We start from the raw sequence: 16,090 nt of genomic DNA on the forward strand, positions 1-16,090 counted from the left end.
CAGGAGCAGTCATGACCGTCGAGAACGTGCTTTCCCCGCCCGCGCGCACCCAGGAGCCGCACGACCCGTTCGTCGCGTCGATCGTTCATTCCGACGCCGATTCGTCGGGCGGCCCGCTCGCGGCGGCCCTCGAGGAAGAGCGAACAGGTGCCGCCACCCGCCGCTCTGCGCTGAAGCCCATCGTCGCGCTGCTGAAGCAGCCGACCCTGGTCGCGTCGATCCTCGTGCTCGCCCTTGTGACGCTGTGGGCGCTGGTGCCGTCGTGGTTCACCGCCTGGGATCCCAACGTGGGAATCCCCCAGGATCGGCTACTTCCGCCGAGCCCCGAGCACGTCTTCGGGACCGACAACCTCGGTCGCGATCTCTACGCCCGCGTCGTCTATGGGGCGTCGACGTCGCTGGCCGCGACCTCCGTTGCCGTCATCGTCGGCCTCGCCGTCGGGTCGCTGTTCGGCCTGCTCGCCGGCTTCCTCCGCGGGTTCGTGGACGACGCGATCATGCGCTTCATGGATGTGCTGCTCGCGATCCCGAGCCTGCTCCTGTCGCTGGCGCTCATCACCGCGCTCGGCTTCGGCACGCTCAACGTCGCGATCGCGGTCGGACTCGCGAGCATCGCATCCTTCTCCCGGGTCATGCGCGCCGAGGTGCTGCAGATCGCCACCGCCGTCTACGTCGAGGCCGCCCGCGTCTCGGGCGTGCGCTGGTACACCGTGCTGCGCCGTCACGTGCTGCCCAACGCGTCCGGCCCGGTCGTGGCGCTGGCCGCCCTCGAGTTCGGCGTCATGGTGCTCGCGATCTCGTCGCTGTCGTTCCTCGGCTTCGGCGCGCCGCCGCCCACACCCGAGTGGGGATCACTCGTGGCGGGCGGACGCGACTACCTCGCCGTGGCGTGGTGGCTCACCACGCTGCCGGGCCTCGTGATCGTCGCCGTCGTGCTGTCGGCCAACCGCATCTCGCGCGCCCTCGAGCGCAATGGAGGTATCCGATGACGGCGCTCCTGGAGGTCTCGAACCTGTCGGTCTCGTACACGCTGGGCGGGCAGCCGCGCCCGGCCGTCCGCGACGTGAGTTTCACCGTCGACCGCGGCGAGGTCGTGGCGATCGTGGGCGAATCGGGCTCGGGCAAGAGTACGACCGCGCACGCCGTGATCCACCTGCTCGCCTCAAACGCCTCGGTCCACGCCGGCTCGATCGTCTTCGACGGCACCGACCTGACCGGCCTTTCGCGCCGGGCGTGGCGTGAGGTGCGCGGCCGCGCGATCGGGCTCATCCCGCAGGATCCGACGACGAGCCTCAACCCGGTCAAGCGCGTCGGACGCCAGGTGGGCGAGCCGCTCGTCATCCACGGGCTCGCCACCCGCCGCGGCGCCGACGCACGGGCCGTCGAGCTGCTGCGCCTCGCCGGGATCGGTGAGCCCGAAGCCCGCGCCAGGCAGTTCCCGCACCAGTTCTCGGGCGGCATGAAGCAGCGCGCGCTCATCGCGACGGCACTGGCGGCCGAGCCGCAGCTCGTGATCGCGGACGAGCCGACCAGCGCCCTCGACGTCACGGTGCAGAAGCAGATCCTCGATCACATCGACACCCTGGCGTCGACGCTCGGCACCGCCGTGCTGCTCATCACACACGACCTCGGCGTCGCCGCAGACCGCGCCGACCGCATCATCGTTATGCAGAACGGCGAGATCGTCGAGACGGGTCCGGCACGCCAGGTGCTCGAAGACCCGCAACATCCCTACACGCGCGCGCTCATCGCCGCGGCACCCGGGCTGCGCGGCGATGCTGCTCAGGTGAGCGAGCGACCCCTCCGGACGGAACAGGATGACGCGACCCCGGTGCTCCTCGAGGTCACGGGTCTGCGCAAGGAATTCTCTCTTCCGGGACGCGGGAAGCTCGTCGCGGTCGACGACGTGTCGTTCCGCGTGGACAGCGGCGAGACGCTTGCGATCGTGGGTGAGTCGGGATCGGGCAAGAGCACGACGGCGCGACTGGCGCTGCGCCTCGAGAAGCCCTCGGCGGGCAGCATCCGTTTCGACGGCGAGGACTTGGTCGCCGCGGGCCGCGAGGAGCTGCGTGCCCTGCGCCGGCGGTTCCAGCTCGTCTATCAGAGCCCGTTCGCCTCGCTCGACCCGCGGTTCACGATCGCTGAGGTGATCGACGAGCCGCTGCGCGCCTACGGCGTCGACAAGGCGGAGCGTGCGCGCCGCGTCCGCGAACTGATCGACCAGGTGGCGCTGCCCGGAGGCGCCGCGTCGCGGCGCCCGGCCGAGCTCTCAGGCGGTCAGCGGCAGCGCGTGGCGATCGCCCGCGCCCTCGCGCTGCGTCCGGACCTCGTGGTGCTCGACGAGGCCGTGTCGGCGCTCGATGTCTCTGTGCAGGCGCAGATCCTCGACCTGCTCGCAGCTGTGCAGCGCGACTCGGGGGTGTCGTACCTGTTCATCAGCCACGATCTCGCGGTGGTACGCGAGATCTCCGACCGCGTGGCGGTGATGCAACAGGGCCGGGTCGTCGAGCAGGGCAAGACCGCGCAGGTGCTCAGTGCGCCGCGCGAGGAGTACACGCGACGGCTGATCGAGGCGATCCCGGGGTCGACTCTGTCGCCGCCGGTGCTCGCGGAAGGGGCCGCGGCATGAGCGCCCAGGGCTCACCGGCGCAGCAGACGACCGAGCTGCTGCAGGAGCTGATCCGCAACGCGGCCGTCAACGACGGCACGCCCGACTCGGGCCACGAGCACCTGCAGGTGCGCACGCTGCAGCGGTTCTTCGAGGGGTCCGGGCTCGAAGGCGTCGTGGTGGAGCCGCATCCGGGCCGCGCGTCGCTCATCATCCGCATCGAGGGCACGGATCCGACCGCGCCGTCCCTCGCCCTCGTCGGCCACACCGATGTCGTGCCGGTCGAGCCGGGCGGCTGGTCGCGTGACCCGTTCGCGGGCGAGATCGTCGACGGCGTGCTGTGGGGCCGGGGCGCGATTGACATGCTCAACCTCACCGCCGCGTACGCCGTCGTGACCCGGGCCATCGCGACGGGTGGCTTCCGCCCACGCGGCGACCTCATTTTCGCCGCCGTCGCCGACGAGGAGAACGGCAGCCGCTTCGGCGTGGATTGGCTCACTGAACACCGTCTCGACCTCATCGACGCCGACTACGTGCTGACCGAGTCCGGCGGCGCGCACGCGGGCGCGCAGCCTCACCTCGGCGTCATGGTCGGTGAGAAGGGAGGCGCCGGACGGCTGCTGCGCGTGACCGGTGCGCCCGGTCACGGCTCGGCCCCCTGGGGATCCCGCAATGCCGCCGTCATCGCGGCCGAGGCCGTCACCCGCCTTGCGCGGCACCGCGGCACGACAGTCATCACGCCGCAATGGCGCGCGTATGCCGAGGCACTGGACATCGAACCCGCGACCCGCACCGCCCTGACCGACCCCGCGAGGTTCTACGACGGCCTGCCACACCTCGGCAGCCTCGGCGGGTTCGCGCACGCCTCGACGCACACGACGATCTCGCCGACCATCGTGCGCGCCGGCGAGAAGGGCAACGTCATTCCGGGCACTGCGACCGTGCAGCTCGACATCCGGATCCTGCCCGATGTCACCCGCGAGGACGTCGAGGGGCTCATCCGGGACGCGCTCGGCGACCTCATCGAGCACGTCGAGATCGAGGGCGACTGGTTCGGCGAGTCGACGGCCTCGCCGATCGACACTCCCCTGTTCGACGCACTCGGCAGCGCGGTGCGCCGCGCCTACCCGACGGCGGAGCTCCTGCCCATGCTCGGGGTGGGCGGCACCGATGGCCGGTTCTACCGTCGCCGCGGCATCCCGGCCTACGGCTTCGGCGTGCTCAGCGAACGCTGGGACTACGGCACCTTCCGCCGCCTGTTCCACGGCAACGACGAGCGCATCGACCTCGACTCGATCGCCCTCACGGTCGACGCACTCGACCACGCCGTGCGCTCGTTCCACGCCGACACGAGCACCGCCACGAAGACCCGCGTCACCGAGCCGGCAACCGCCTGACCGGGAACACCGCGAGGGTCGCGGCATCGTTCCCCATCATCCACCGAGGAGGACCCATGACCACCACGCTCAACACCGACATCGACCGCGCCCAGTTCGGACGCGAGTGGGAGGACTGGCACCGCACGCATGAGACGCGGCGCGCCGACTCCCTCGGCTTTCTTGCGATCACCGGCCTGCACTGGCTCGGTGCCGACCCGATCACGCTGCCCGGCGCTCCCGGCACCTGGCGTCTCGGCAGCGGCGGCGCGGTCGTCGAGCTCGCCGAGGGCGAGAGCCTGACGCTCGAGGGCGAGAAGATCACCGGCACGCACGCGTTCGGCGCGATCGCCGAGCGGGGCAGCGTCACCCCCACCTTCACGGACGGCGACGTCGCCGGCGCGGTCGAGATCGCGATCCGCGGCGGGCACACCATTCTGCGTCCGCGTCGCGCCGACCACCCGTTCCTCGCGGAGTACGCGGGTACCCCGACATACGTGCCGAACCCGCGCTGGCGGGTCGCCGCCCGCTTCCTCCCGTTCGACGCCCCGCGGCCGACCGAGGTCGGCGCCGCGGTCGACGGGCTCACTCATGTGTACGACGCCCCGGGTGTACTGGAGTTCTCGTGGCGCGGCGAGGAATTCGCGCTGACCGCCTTCGAGGGCAAGCCACCCGGCTCCCTCCTCGTCCTGTTCACCGACGCGACGAGCGGGATCACCACGTACGCAGCGAACCGTTCGCTGGCCGTGGACGCCCCGGACGCCGACGGCTGGACCACGATCGACTTCAACCGCGCCGTCAACCTGCCCTGCGCATACACCGACTTCGCGACGTGCCCGCTGCCGCCGCAGGGCAACCGCCTGCCGATCGGCATCGAGGCCGGCGAGAAGAAGCCGCTTGCCCGCGTCATCTCGAGCGCCGAGCTCGTCGCGCCGGGGGTCGCCGCATGAGGTTCCAGCTTCTCGACATCGTTCCCTACCGCGCCGATCCCATCACGGGGCGGCAGGTCTCGCCGTCCGAACGCTTCGCCGAGACCCTGCGGCAGGCGATCCGCGCCGAGGAGCTGGGCTTGGATGCTGTGGCCATCGGCGAACGCCATGCCGGCCACTTCATCTCCTCATCGCCGACGGTGCTGCTCGGGGCGATCGCCGCCCGGACTCGCACCATCCGTCTCAATTCCGGAGTGACCGTGCTCTCGGTGCTGGACCCGGTGCGCGTCGCTGAGGACTACGCGACCATCGACCAGCTCTCACGAGGCCGCCTCGACATCACGATCGGCAAGGGTAATGAGGTCGCTCAGTTCCCGCTGTTCGGGCTCGACATCGACGACCAGTGGGAGCTCCTAGCGGAGAAGTACGAGCTGCTGCGGACGCTCTGGCGGGAGGAGGACGTCACCTGGCCGGGCACCGAGTTCACGCGGCCGTTGTCGGGCGTGACGACGCTGCCGCGGCCGTTCGCCGGCGCGCCCCGCGTGTGGCACGGGTCGGCGACGACCCTTTTCTCGGCGGGGCTCGCGGCGAAGTTCGGCGACCCGCTGTTCAGCGCGAACGCGATCCAACCGCTCGAAAACTATGGCGTGCTCGTCGACCACTACCGCTCCGAGTATGCGCGGCACGGCCACGATCCGGCGGGCGCGTTCGTCGCCGCCGGTTCGGGGGCGCTCTTCATCGCCGACACGACGCAAGAGGCCATCGCCCAGTACGGGCCGGTGTACGACGCGATCGTCGCCGCCACCAACGTGCCCGGAAACAACACTCCGTTCCGCGACATCGAGCACGCCGTGGCCGAAGGTCCAGCACTCGTCGGCACGCCGCAGCAGGTGATCGACAAGATCGCCCGGTTCCATGGCCGGCTCGGGCACGACCTGCAGTCGATCAGCCTGCCCACGACGGTGCCGATCGCACAGCAGCTCGAGATCCTCGAGCGGTTCGCGCTGGAGGTCGCGCCGGTGCTGCGGCGGGAGTTCCCGACGGCGCTGTGGACGGATGCCGACCCGCTCGGTCAGCGGACGCCCGAGCTCGCCGCAGTCTGACTCCGGCGGGTTCATGACAATTCAGGGCGCGGGCTCCGCGCGGAGATCCCGCGCGCGGCCCGCGCTCTGGGCATGTCTGGCGGCGGGCTTCGCAACGCTGTTCGATGCCGTCGTCATCACGTACGCCGCGCCAGCCGTCAGTTCGTCGCTGGGCGGCTCGACGGCGGGTGTGCAGTGGCTGCTGGCCTCGTTCTCTCTGACGTTCGGGCTCGGGCTGATCCCATCGGGACGGCTCGGCGATGTGTACGGGCGCCGGCTGCTGTTCCTCGTGGGTCTCGGGACCTTCCTGGTTGGCGGCGTCGCCGCCGTGGTCGCGCCGACGATTGCGGTGCTGATCGGTGCGCGGTTCGTGCAGGGCCTCGGCGCCGGCGTCATCAGCGCGCAGGTGCTCGGCGCCATCCAGGACCTGTTCACCGGGACGTCGCGCCTGAGCGCCCTCGCCGCCTACACGGCGGTCGGCGGTCTCGCGGGCGTCCTCGGCCCCGTGCTCGCCGCCGCGCTGCTGGGGCTGTTCCCGGCCGACACCGCGTGGCGCCTCGTGCTGCTGACGCCGTTGCCTCTGGTGGTCGCGGCATTCGTGCTCGGATGGCGAGGGATGCCGGGGCCCCGCGCCCATGCGGCGACCTCGGGGCGCGTCTGGCTCGATCTGCCAGGCATCGTGCTGCTGTGCCTCGTAGTGGTGGCGCTGACGCTGCCCGTCGTGGAGCCCGGTCTTTCCGGGCTGGCCGGGCTGGCGGTCGCCGGCGCCGCGGTGGTGCTGGGGCTCGTGCTCCTCCAATGGGAGCGCCGCTATGCGCGGCGCGGGCGACTTCCGCTGTTCTCCCCGCCGCTAGTCCGGTCACGCGGGTTCGTCGTGGGAAACGTCGTCGCGCTGCTGTGGTTCGGCAGCGGCATGGCGGCGGGTTCGGCAGTGACCCTCTACTTCCTCCAGTCACCTGCGCTGTCGGCGCTGGTGATCGCGCTCGTGTTCGCGCCGGGCGCCCTGGCCCGGCTGGGCGGGTCGCTATTCAGCCTGCGGGTCGTGGAGCGTCTCGGGTCATCGGTGACGGTGGGGCTGGGTCTCGGGCTGCAGGCAGTGCTCTTCGCGGGACTCGCGGTGGCTGCGCCGCTCCTGCCGGGAGGTGTGCTGTTCGTCGTCGCCGCCGCGGCGCAGATCGGGCTGGGCGTCGGCGGCGGGCTCGTCGAGCCGGTGGTGCGCGCCACCACCCTCTCGTTTGCGCCGGCCGAGCTGCACGGCGTCGCCGCGTCGTTCCTCCAGCTCACGCAGCGACTGGCCGCGACATTTCTGGTGGCCCTGGCCACCGGCATCCTGCTCACCTCCTCTGGTGTGGCGACCGCCGCGACCTTGCATGCCGCGCTGGTGACGTGTTCGGTGGGCTCGGCGGTGGCCCTGGTCGTGTCTGCAGACCCTGTGTTCCGGCGGGCGGGCACTCGCGCCGAAGCGGCGGCGCCCCTGCGGGGCGGCTCGCGAACCACCGCCCGGATGTGAGCGACGGCTCCCGCCTCACACCGGCGGCGCGAGCTCCTTCGCGAAGCACTGCGAGAAGGCGAACGCCCTGTAGGGCTCGAAGATGGGGATCGGGCGGTACCCGATCCGTTCGTAGAGGACCACCGCGTCGTGCTGGCGGTCACCGGTCTGAAGGATCAGGCGGCTCGCGCCGCGATCCTGCGCGATGCGCTCGAGCTCGCCCATCAGTGCCCGGCTCGCGCCCGTGCCGCGTGCGCGCGGCTTCACGAACACGCGCTTCACCTCGAGGTCGCGCGTGCCGTCGTGGACGAGATCCCGCAGCGCCGCGTGACCGACCGCCGTGCCCGTCTCGTCGACGACGAGCACTGTCGCGACGATCGTGCCGGGATCGACTGCGAACGCGCGCTGGGCCTCCTCGGCGGCGGGTGCAGCGTCCGTCAGCCGATCCGCGTAGCGGGGCGAGATCTCGCCGTCCATCTCGGAGCGCAGGGCCTCAGCGCGCGGGTCGTCCCAGCGGACGGTCTCAAGCCTCCATGCTCGCTCGCCCGGCGAGGCCTCCGCGGGCTCGGGTGCCAGGTCGTAGCCGAACGTGTACAGCTCGATCCAGCGGGCGGGTTGCACCTCCCACGCACCCTCACGATCGGGCAGCCGTGTGAAGCCCAGCTTCGCGTAGAGCGCGTGTGCACCGGTCATCCCCGGACCGCTGTTCATCACGACGCGGTGCGAACCCCGCTCGCGCGCGAGGTCGATGACGTGGCGGGTGAGCGCCTCACCGACGCCTCGGCCGCGGGCGGCAGAAGCCACGGCAAGCTGCCGGAAGTCCGTCTCACCGGGTCGGGCGACCTCCGCGAGCGGCCGGTTCGGACGCGCGATCCACACCGTCCCGAGGATCTCGCCGCTCGGCTCGACGGCCACCCACACATCGCCGCCGCGCACGCGGGTCGCGACGTCACGAAGCGAGGCGACGTACTCATCGGAGAGCTCCCCGTAGCTCGACAGGTACGCCTCGGCCGTCACCTCGCCAGCGCGCTCGTACTCCTCGGTGCGCACCAGGCGGATGGTGATGTCAGCGGGGACGGATGCCGAAGCCACGGCCCCGTCGCCGGTCACGGCGACCGATCCCACGCTCACGCGAGCACCCCCGCCGGGGCAGCCCGCGGCTCGCGCTCGCCCGTCTCGCCGGTCCCCCACGCATCAGCGAGGAGGGCGTACGAGTGCTCGCGGTCATCGGGGTCGTGCGTGATCGTGGTGACCAGCAGCTCGTCGGCGTCCGTGACGCGCTGCAACGTCTCCAGCCGCTCGACGACGGTGTCGGTCGAGCCGACGAATTGCGTCTCGACGCGGTCGCGCACGACCTCGAATTCTTCGTGGGAGAGCGGGTTGACGCTGGCGTCGAGCGGCGACGGGAACGGGACGGCCCCTTGTCCGGCGCGGATGCTGTGCACCCATCGACCGTAACCCGCGGCGAGCCGGCGGGCTTCGGCATCCGTATCTGCGACGACCACGTCCACCGACACGATCACATGGGGCGCTGCGATGCGACCGGGACGGAACGACGCGCGGTACTCGGCGACGGCGTCGAGGATGAAGGCGGGGGCGACGTGGTAGTTCGCGCCGAACGGCAGCCCGAGTTCGCCGGCGAGCCGGGCGCTCGGCCCGGCCGTCGAGCCGTGGATCCAGACGCTCATGTCGGCTCCCTCGGCGGGAGTGGCGTGGATCGCCACCTTCTCCGGGGCGGTGTAGGTTCCGTCGATGAAGGCGAGGATGTCGGCCACGTCCTGCTCGAACCGGTCGGCGTCGTCGTCGGTGCGCCCGAGCAGACGCGCGTGGACGAGGAATCGCTCGGACTCGAATGCGAAGGGCCGCGGCCGCGGCAGGAGCAGCCCGTCCACCACCCGCTGCTCGGCCGGATCCTCGATCAGCGGACTCTGCGCCGCGCTGCGATTGCCGGAGCGGCCGATTCCCAGGTCGAAGCGTCCCGGGTGCAGCGCGGCCACGACGCCCGCGGCTTCGGCCACTTGCACGGTCGAGTAGTTGCCGATGATGGTCGCCGCCGTGCCGATGCGGATGCGCTCGGTCGCAGCGGCGATCGCCGCGAGCAGGACGTGCGGCGCGGAGCCCGACAGGCCGGGATTGAAGTGGTGCTCGGCGAGCCAGTAGCGGTGGTAGCCCAGCCGCTCGGTGTGTCGGGCGAGCGCGATCGAGGCGCGCAGCCCGTCGGCGGCCTTCTGTCCCGCTCCGAACGGCGACAGGTCGAGGACGGAGAGGGGGACGCGGGACATGAGGGGCTCCTGAGTGTGCGCGGAGGGAAAGAGGCCGGGCCCGCTCTCAGCGGGCCCGGCCGGGATTCGTGCGATCAGGACTTGGGCAGTCCTGCGGGGTTGATCTCGCTCGTCTCGACGCGCTCAGACTCCAGGTCCCAGATCTCCAGGACCTCGTCGTACTGCCCGTTCTCGATGAGGTGGTTGAGCGCGATGTTGACGGGCTCGATCAGGCCGTTGCCCTTGGCCGTCGCCGCGGCGATGTTGGCCGTCAGCGGCCAGCCGCCGGGCACGAGGCCCACCAGCTTGGTGTCGCCGGTCTCACGCGCGGACCACGCGGAGGTGGCGTTCGGGCCGAAGGTGGCGTCGATGCGGCCCGACTGCAGGGCGAGCACGGTCGCGGCGTTGTCGTCGAAGTACTGCAGCTCGGCCGGCTCCTCACCGGCATCCTCGAGCTCCTCGTTCCAGGCGAGCAGCACCTGCTCTTGGTTCGTGCCCGAGCCCACCGCGATCTTGAGGCCCGAGATGTCGGCGGCCTCCTCGATCTTCTCGATGTCGCTGTCGGACTTCACGTAGAACCCGAGCAGGTCCTCTCGGTAGCTCGCGAAGTCGTAGAGTTCCTTGCGCTCCTCGGTGACCGTGACGTTCGACGTGATGAGGTCGTACTTGCCAGACTGGATGCCGAGGGGCCAGTCCGCCCACGCCACCACGACCGGGTTGTACTCGAGGTCGAGCGCGTCGGCGATCAGCGCGCCGATGTTGGGCTCGGTGCCGGCGGCCTCGGTCTCCCCCTCGGGGATGTAGCCCAGCGGCGGGACGTACGCCGAGTGGGCCACCGTGAGCTTGCCCGGCTCAATCGGCTCGAAGCCGCTGGCCTCGAGCGCGGCGACCGCCTCTGCCACGGGCTCATCGAGGCGGACCCACTGGATGTCGTCGGTCGCGACGTTCGCCGACGACGCGGAGAGCGCCGGGGCTGCCGCCTCGGCCGGCGCGTTCTGGTTCACGCCCCAGACGATGCCGCCGGTGATCGCGGCCACCGCCACGACGCCGACGCCGATCGCGATGCCCTGCTTCTTGCTGACTGCCATGTGATTCTTCCTTCTTCTCGGGTGAGGTTCTTCGGGTGGTGTGAGGACTCGATGTGCGAGATCTCGGGGGGTCAGGCCAGGACCTTCGCGAGGAAGTCCTGGACGCGAGGATGCTTCGGCTTGACAAGCACCTCGGACGGCGGCCCCTGCTCGATGACGCGGCCGCCGTCGAGGAACACGACGCGATCGGCGACCTCCCGGGCGAATCCGACCTCGTGGGTGACGATGACGAGCGTCGTGCCGAGCTGCGCGAGGTCGCGGATGACGTCGAGCACCTCGCCGACGAGCTCCGGGTCGAGCGCGCTGGTCGGCTCGTCGAAGAGAATCACCTTGGGCTTCAGAGCGAGCGCGCGGGCGATCGCGACGCGCTGCTGCTGGCCACCCGACAGCTGGCGCGGGTAGTGCCCGGCCTTGTCGGCGAGCCCGACGCGGTCGAGGAGGCCGAGCGCGAGCTCGCGGGCGTCGTCCTTCGAGACCCGGCCGAGCGCGATCGGCGCCTCGGTGACGTTCTCAAGCGCCGTCAAGTGCGGGAACAGGTTGAAGTTCTGGAAGACGATGCCGATCTCCGTGCGGCGCTCCAGCACCTCGCGCTCGCGCAGCTCGTAGAGCTTGCCGTGGCGCAGTTCGTAGCCGATGAGTTGTCCGTCCACCGTGACCGAGCCACGGTCGACGCTCTCGAGGTGGTTGATGGTGCGCAGGAGCGTCGACTTGCCAGAGCCGCTGGGCCCGAGGATGGCGACGACTTCGCCCGGCTGAACCGTGAGGTCGATGCCGCGCAGCACCTCGACTCCGCCGTAGCTCTTGTGGACGTTGTGGATCTCGACGAGCCCTCTTGTGGGGTTCTCCGTGACGGTGCTCATGTCAGCGTCCCCCCGAGTAATTGGCGTCGTTGCTCGATCCCTGCTGAGCCGCAGTGGGCAGGGCCACAGCATCCGTCCCCGACAAGGGAGGAGGCGAGGAGTCGTCGTCGCCCAGACGGGCCCACTGCACGGCCACCCAGTGGCGGGCCTTCTGCAACGGCGTCGGCGGCAGCACGCGCACGGTGCCACGGGCGTAGTGCCGCTCGATGTAGTACTGCGCGATGCTCAGCGCCGTGGTGATGATCGTGTACCAGACCACCGCGACGAGCAGCAGAGGGATCACGCGGCTGTTGCGGTTGTAGATGACCTGAACGGCATAGAACACCTCGGGCAGGGCGATGACGAAGACCACGGACGCGCCTTTGACGAGGCCGATGACCTCATTGGTCGCGTTGGGCACGATCGAGCGCATCGCCTGCGGCAGGATGATGCGCGTCAGGCGTCGGCGGGGGGGGATGCCGAGGGCTGCAGCCGCCTCGAGCTGGCCCTGGTCGACCGATACCAGGCCCCCGCGGATGATCTCGGCCGAGTACGCGGCCTGGTGCAGGCTGAGTCCGAGGATCGCCGCCGCGAACGCGCTGATCAGCTGCACGGTGGGGAACTCGAGGATCCAGAAGTCGGTGGTGAACGGGGTGCCGAGGCCGAGCGTGGGATACAGGTAGCCGAGGTTGTACCAGACGATGATCTGCACGACGAGGGGCACCGAGCGGAAGAACCAGATGAACACCCAGGCGGCCGAGTTGAGCAGCGGCGACTTCGCGAGGCGGGCGAGCGCGAGCAGCGTGCCGAGGAAGAAGCCGATGGATGCCGAGATCACCGTGAGCAGCAGCGTGAGTCCCACGCCCTGCAGCACCGGCTCCGAGAGGAAATAATGCGCGAAAACATCCCACTCGTAGTTCTCGTTCGTGACCAGCGACCAGGCGAACTGGGCGACGACGAACAGCACGACGATGCCGATCGACCAGCGGAACCAGTGCCGGGTGTGCACCACGCGCAGGTCGCCGAGGTCAACGCGCGACGAGCGCGCCGACGACGGCGGCGCGGCCCCGGCGGCGCCTGCCTGGCGCGGGAGTGTGTCGGTCATGAGGTGCTCCTCGGTCGGCGGCGCGGAGGTTCGGGGTGCAGGAGGTGCGCCGGTACGGGGACGCTAGGCCGGTGAAGGCCCGATCGCCGAGCCGAGGGCGCCGTCGAGCGACACGGATCGTGACGATCTGACACGCAACGTCACACGGCGGAATCCGCCGACGCACGGAGACCCCGTGTGCCGGCGGGGACCTAGCTTGGCTCGCATGTCCGACACCCCGTTCGCCGTCGCGCTCGAGCTGGACGCCGACGGCGCCCACCCCGCGGCATCGCCTGTTTCCGCCGCCCTCTCGCCGCGCCGCCTCGCCGCCCGCGGCGCGGCCGCCGAGCGCTTCGGCTTCACCGCCGTGACGTTCGACGACTCGCCGCTGCCGGTCGCCGATGCGGTCGCGCGGCTCGATGCCGTCCAGCGCGCCGCGTTCCTCGCTCCGCTCACGTCGGCCATCGGGCTCGTGCCGGTCGCGCACGTCGCCTTCAGCGAGCCGTTCCACGTGGCAACGCAGCTCGCGAGCCTCGACTGGGCCTCGAACGGGCGCGCAGGCTGGATCGCCGCGGCCTCGGGAACCACGCGTGAAGCCGCCGCCTACGGTCGTGAGGCGCTCTCGGACGACGATCTCCGCCGCGAGCGCGACGACGTGATCGAGGTCGCTCGTCGGCTGTGGGACTCGTGGGAGGACGACGCCGTCATCCAGGACGCCGCGACCGGCCGCTACCTCGACGCCGAGAAGCTCCACTACGTCGACTTCGACGGCGAGAGCTTCTCGGTGAAGGGTCCGCTCATCACGCCCCGGCCCCCGCAAGGGCAGCTGGTCGTGGTGGCGCCCGCCGGCACCACGGGCGCGGACGTCGCGCTGGTCACGGGTAGCGATCCGGCGGAGATCACGGGTGCTGCATCCCGCGCGCATGCCGCGGGTGCGCCGCTCGTGTGGGCCGAGGTTGAGGTGGTGCTTGACGCGCGCGGCGTGTCCGCGGTGCGGCGGCTCGACGCCCTCGGGGGCTGGACGGACGCCGGGCGCCTGCGCTACGCGGGCGACGCGGACGGTCTGGTCGCGCTGATCGCCGGGCTGGCAGCATCCGTCGAGGGTGTACGTCTGCACGTCGCAGAGGTCGACATCGATCTCGAAGAGGTTGGGCGCGCAGTGCTGCCGGCGCTGCGAGAGCGGATCGGCTTCCGGTCGCCGCGGGCGGGCGAGACCCTCCGCGATGCCCTCGGCCTTGAACGCAGCCTGAGCCGCTACGCCACCACCGCCGTGAAGGAGTTCGCATGACCACGTCCCGCCGCATCCAGTTCGGTGTCTTTTTCCAGGGGGTCAACTTCGGGACCATCTGGTCGAGCGACCGCAGCGGTTCGCAGTACGACTTCGAGTCCTTCCGCCGCATCGCGCAGACCGCCGAGCGGGGGCTGTTCTCGGCCTTCTTCCTCGGCGAGGGACTGCGCCTTCGCGAGCATTTCGGCCGTATCCACGAACTCGACATCGCCGGTCGTCCCGACGCCCAGACGCAGCTCGCGGCGTTGGCGTCCGTCACCGAGCGCATCGGCCTCGTCGCGACGCAGAACACGACCTACAACGACCCGTACGACCTCGCGAAGCGCCTGAACTCGCTCGATCTCTTGAGCGAGGGCCGCGCAGGCTGGAACATCGTCACGACCGACAACGCGTGGACCGGCGCGAACTTCCGCCGCGGCGGGTACCTGGAGCACGCCGACCGTTACCGCCGCGCAGCGCAGTTCGTGACCGCCGCGCAGCGGCTGTGGGACGCCGGTGCCGATGGGGTCGGTACGACGGTGTCGGTCGCCGATCAGCTGGTCTCGTTGGAAGGACCCGCGCCCCTGCCGCCGAGCGCGCAGGGGCGGCCTGTGCTGTTCCAGGCAGGGGACTCCGACGAGGGCCGCGAGTTCGCGGCATCCGGTGCCGACGTCATCTTCTCAGCGCACCCGGGCCTGGAGGACGCGATCTCGTTCGCGGCCGACCTGCGCCGTCGCCTCCCCGCGCACGGGCGTGCTGTGGACGAGCTCAAGTTCTTCCCGGGGGCGCAGTTCATCCTCGCCGCCACCGACAGCGAGGCCCGTGAGAAGGCCGACTGGGTCACGCGCGCACAGGTGTCGCCGCAGACCGCCATCCGCTTCCTCGAGCCGATCTGGGGCCGAGACCTGTCGGAGTACGACGCCGACGGCCCGCTTCCCGACATCGACCCGGTGGTCGACGAGGTCGACGGGCAGCGCGGGTCGCTGTTCCAGGGCCGTCGCGCGCTCGAGACGGCGCGCGAGTGGCGCGAAAGCGCGGCCGCCAAGGGCCTCTCGATCCGCGAGTTCGTCATCAAGCGGTCGTCGCTGCGCACCTTCGTCGGCGGTTACTCGACGATCGCCGACCGCATCGTGCAGTACGTCGACGCGGGGGCGGTCGACGGGTTCAACGTCTCGCCGTACCTCGTGCCCGAAGGACTCGACGACATCGTCGACGGGCTCATCCCAGAGTTGCAGGAGCGCGGCGTCTACCCCACCAAGTACGTGGGATCGACGCTGCGCGAGAACCTCGGGCTTCCCGCGCTGGGCGAGCGGGCGGAGCTCGCCGCCTGACGGCCTCGGTCGCATTCGCACTCTACGGATCAGGAGATCTGGCGTAAACAGGACGATCCGCGCGGAACGTCCTAATTACGCCAGATCTCCTGATCCGAGCGAACGGCGGTCGGGCGCGGCTTTCCGGCCTGGATGGTCGCCGCGCCAGATCAGCGAGCCAAGCGACGGCGGGTGACGGATCGTGGCGTCGTATGACATCGCAGCAAGACCAGTCGCGCCGGATGCCCGTAGCGTGACGCCGAGGCGCGGCACCCGTCCGTCCCGACATCCGTCCGTCCGAAAGGATCACCCGCCATGACCGACACCACCGACACCGCGGCCGAGCCCACGTTCGACGCTCCGCTCATCACCGCCGAGGAGGCCGCCGGACGAGCCGCGGCGGGAGCGCTCGTCGTCGATGTTCGCAGCGACGCCGGCCGAGCGCGCGACGGCGTGATCCCCGGCTCCATCCGCGGCGACCGCAACAACCTCGACGCGCAGTTCCTCATCGACTCGCCGGAGAAGTTCGCCGAGATCACCGACTGGGACCAGGACATCGTCATCGTGTGCGGCACGATCAACGGCTCCGGCCCCGTCGCCGAGCAGCTCCGCGCGAAGGGCTTCACGAACGTCGCGCATGTCGACGGCGGCTTCCCCGCGTGGAAGGAGTCCGGCGGCCCGACCGCGGAGGCCCCGGCCGCCGAGTGACCATCGGGACACCGGAATGACGGATGCTTCGGCCCTCGCCGCACGGAAG

At 70.8% G+C, this 16,090-nt stretch carries 14 protein-coding genes; 9 read left to right on the forward strand and 5 right to left on the reverse strand.

Going from position 1 to position 16,090, the window contains the following annotated elements:
- Positions 1–11 precede the first annotated feature (11 nt).
- The 6 genes from ACEYYH_RS15450 to ACEYYH_RS15475 are packed head-to-tail and all read left to right on the forward strand — an operon-like array spanning position 12 to position 7,505.
- Positions 12–989 (forward strand): ABC transporter permease, encoded by a 978-nt coding sequence (locus ACEYYH_RS15450; protein ID WP_374975213.1) that lies wholly within the window; start codon positions 12–14, stop codon positions 987–989.
- A complete protein-coding gene (locus ACEYYH_RS15455; protein ID WP_374975214.1) occupies positions 986–2,629 on the forward strand; it encodes a dipeptide ABC transporter ATP-binding protein in 1,644 nt (547 codons plus the stop codon). The genes ACEYYH_RS15450 and ACEYYH_RS15455 overlap by 4 nt, the downstream gene beginning before the upstream one ends.
- A complete protein-coding gene (locus tag ACEYYH_RS15460; protein ID WP_374975215.1) occupies positions 2,626–4,005 on the forward strand; it encodes a M20/M25/M40 family metallo-hydrolase in 1,380 nt (459 codons plus the stop codon). The genes ACEYYH_RS15455 and ACEYYH_RS15460 overlap by 4 nt, the downstream gene beginning before the upstream one ends.
- A gap of 56 nt (positions 4,006–4,061) precedes the next feature.
- Positions 4,062–4,934 (forward strand): DUF1684 domain-containing protein, encoded by an 873-nt coding sequence (locus tag ACEYYH_RS15465; protein ID WP_374975216.1) that lies wholly within the window; start codon positions 4,062–4,064, stop codon positions 4,932–4,934.
- Complete coding sequence (locus tag ACEYYH_RS15470) at positions 4,931–6,016, forward strand: LLM class flavin-dependent oxidoreductase (protein ID WP_374975217.1); 1,086 nt, start codon at positions 4,931–4,933, stop codon at positions 6,014–6,016. Before ACEYYH_RS15465 ends, ACEYYH_RS15470 begins: the two co-directional genes overlap by 4 nt.
- A gap of 13 nt (positions 6,017–6,029) precedes the next feature.
- A complete protein-coding gene (locus ACEYYH_RS15475; RefSeq protein WP_374975218.1) occupies positions 6,030–7,505 on the forward strand; it encodes an MFS transporter in 1,476 nt (491 codons plus the stop codon).
- A gap of 15 nt (positions 7,506–7,520) precedes the next feature.
- Here ACEYYH_RS15475 and ACEYYH_RS15480 read toward each other — a convergent pair whose 3' ends face one another.
- From ACEYYH_RS15480 to ACEYYH_RS15500, 5 genes are all read right to left on the reverse strand, one after another.
- On the reverse strand, positions 7,521–8,615 hold the full coding sequence (locus ACEYYH_RS15480) for a GNAT family N-acetyltransferase (protein WP_374975219.1): 1,095 nt from the start codon (positions 8,613–8,615) through the stop codon (positions 7,521–7,523).
- Positions 8,612–9,766 carry an LLM class flavin-dependent oxidoreductase gene (locus ACEYYH_RS15485; protein WP_374975220.1) on the reverse strand — a complete coding sequence of 385 codons (1,155 nt, stop codon included), beginning with the start codon at positions 9,764–9,766 and terminating at the stop codon, positions 8,612–8,614. The genes ACEYYH_RS15480 and ACEYYH_RS15485 overlap by 4 nt, the downstream gene beginning before the upstream one ends.
- Before the next feature lie 74 nt (positions 9,767–9,840).
- On the reverse strand, positions 9,841–10,833 hold the full coding sequence (locus ACEYYH_RS15490) for an ABC transporter substrate-binding protein (protein ID WP_374975221.1): 993 nt from the start codon (positions 10,831–10,833) through the stop codon (positions 9,841–9,843).
- 71 nt (positions 10,834–10,904) lie between these two features.
- Positions 10,905–11,693, reverse strand: a complete 789-nt coding sequence (locus tag ACEYYH_RS15495) for an amino acid ABC transporter ATP-binding protein (RefSeq protein ID WP_374975222.1) — start codon at positions 11,691–11,693, stop codon at positions 10,905–10,907.
- A 1-nt stretch (position 11,694) separates the two neighbouring features.
- A complete protein-coding gene (locus tag ACEYYH_RS15500) occupies positions 11,695–12,777 on the reverse strand; it encodes an amino acid ABC transporter permease (protein WP_374975223.1) in 1,083 nt (360 codons plus the stop codon).
- A 205-nt stretch (positions 12,778–12,982) separates the two neighbouring features.
- On the opposite strand from ACEYYH_RS15500, the gene ACEYYH_RS15505 reads away from it, so the two are divergent.
- The 3 genes from ACEYYH_RS15505 to ACEYYH_RS15515 all read left to right on the forward strand — a co-directional run bounded on the left by ACEYYH_RS15505 (position 12,983) and on the right by ACEYYH_RS15515 (position 16,041).
- Complete coding sequence (locus ACEYYH_RS15505; protein WP_374975224.1) at positions 12,983–14,044, forward strand: LLM class flavin-dependent oxidoreductase; 1,062 nt, start codon at positions 12,983–12,985, stop codon at positions 14,042–14,044.
- Positions 14,041–15,354 carry an LLM class flavin-dependent oxidoreductase gene (locus tag ACEYYH_RS15510; protein WP_374975225.1) on the forward strand — a complete coding sequence of 438 codons (1,314 nt, stop codon included), beginning with the start codon at positions 14,041–14,043 and terminating at the stop codon, positions 15,352–15,354. The genes ACEYYH_RS15505 and ACEYYH_RS15510 overlap by 4 nt, the downstream gene beginning before the upstream one ends.
- Positions 15,355–15,648: 294 nt before the next feature.
- Positions 15,649–16,041: a rhodanese-like domain-containing protein gene (locus tag ACEYYH_RS15515; RefSeq protein WP_116195874.1), complete on the forward strand. Its 393-nt coding sequence runs from the start codon at positions 15,649–15,651 to the stop codon at positions 16,039–16,041.
- Positions 16,042–16,090: the final 49 nt, after the last annotated feature.

Origin of the sequence: Microbacterium trichothecenolyticum, from assembly GCF_041938625.1 — a bacterium.
Lineage (GTDB): Bacteria > Actinomycetota > Actinomycetes > Actinomycetales > Microbacteriaceae > Microbacterium > Microbacterium trichothecenolyticum_D.

Excerpts from the sequence above, each read along its gene's own strand:
- ACEYYH_RS15475 (WP_374975218.1), top strand. The coding sequence starts at position 6,030 with ATGACAATTCAGGGCGCGGGCTCCGCGCGGAGATCCCGCGCGCGGCCC.
- ACEYYH_RS15500 (WP_374975223.1), bottom strand. The coding sequence starts at position 12,777 with ATGACCGACACACTCCCGCGCCAGGCAGGCGCCGCCGGGGCCGCGCCG.
- ACEYYH_RS15485 (WP_374975220.1), bottom strand. The coding sequence starts at position 9,766 with ATGTCCCGCGTCCCCCTCTCCGTCCTCGACCTGTCGCCGTTCGGAGCG.
- ACEYYH_RS15460 (WP_374975215.1), top strand. The coding sequence starts at position 2,626 with ATGAGCGCCCAGGGCTCACCGGCGCAGCAGACGACCGAGCTGCTGCAG.
- ACEYYH_RS15455 (WP_374975214.1), top strand. The coding sequence starts at position 986 with ATGACGGCGCTCCTGGAGGTCTCGAACCTGTCGGTCTCGTACACGCTG.
- ACEYYH_RS15470 (WP_374975217.1), top strand. The coding sequence starts at position 4,931 with ATGAGGTTCCAGCTTCTCGACATCGTTCCCTACCGCGCCGATCCCATC.
- ACEYYH_RS15505 (WP_374975224.1), top strand. The coding sequence starts at position 12,983 with ATGTCCGACACCCCGTTCGCCGTCGCGCTCGAGCTGGACGCCGACGGC.
- ACEYYH_RS15490 (WP_374975221.1), bottom strand. The coding sequence starts at position 10,833 with ATGGCAGTCAGCAAGAAGCAGGGCATCGCGATCGGCGTCGGCGTCGTG.
- ACEYYH_RS15450 (WP_374975213.1), top strand. The coding sequence starts at position 12 with ATGACCGTCGAGAACGTGCTTTCCCCGCCCGCGCGCACCCAGGAGCCG.
- ACEYYH_RS15510 (WP_374975225.1), top strand. The coding sequence starts at position 14,041 with ATGACCACGTCCCGCCGCATCCAGTTCGGTGTCTTTTTCCAGGGGGTC.
- ACEYYH_RS15515 (WP_116195874.1), top strand. The coding sequence starts at position 15,649 with ATGACCGACACCACCGACACCGCGGCCGAGCCCACGTTCGACGCTCCG.
- ACEYYH_RS15495 (WP_374975222.1), bottom strand. The coding sequence starts at position 11,693 with ATGAGCACCGTCACGGAGAACCCCACAAGAGGGCTCGTCGAGATCCAC.
- ACEYYH_RS15465 (WP_374975216.1), top strand. The coding sequence starts at position 4,062 with ATGACCACCACGCTCAACACCGACATCGACCGCGCCCAGTTCGGACGC.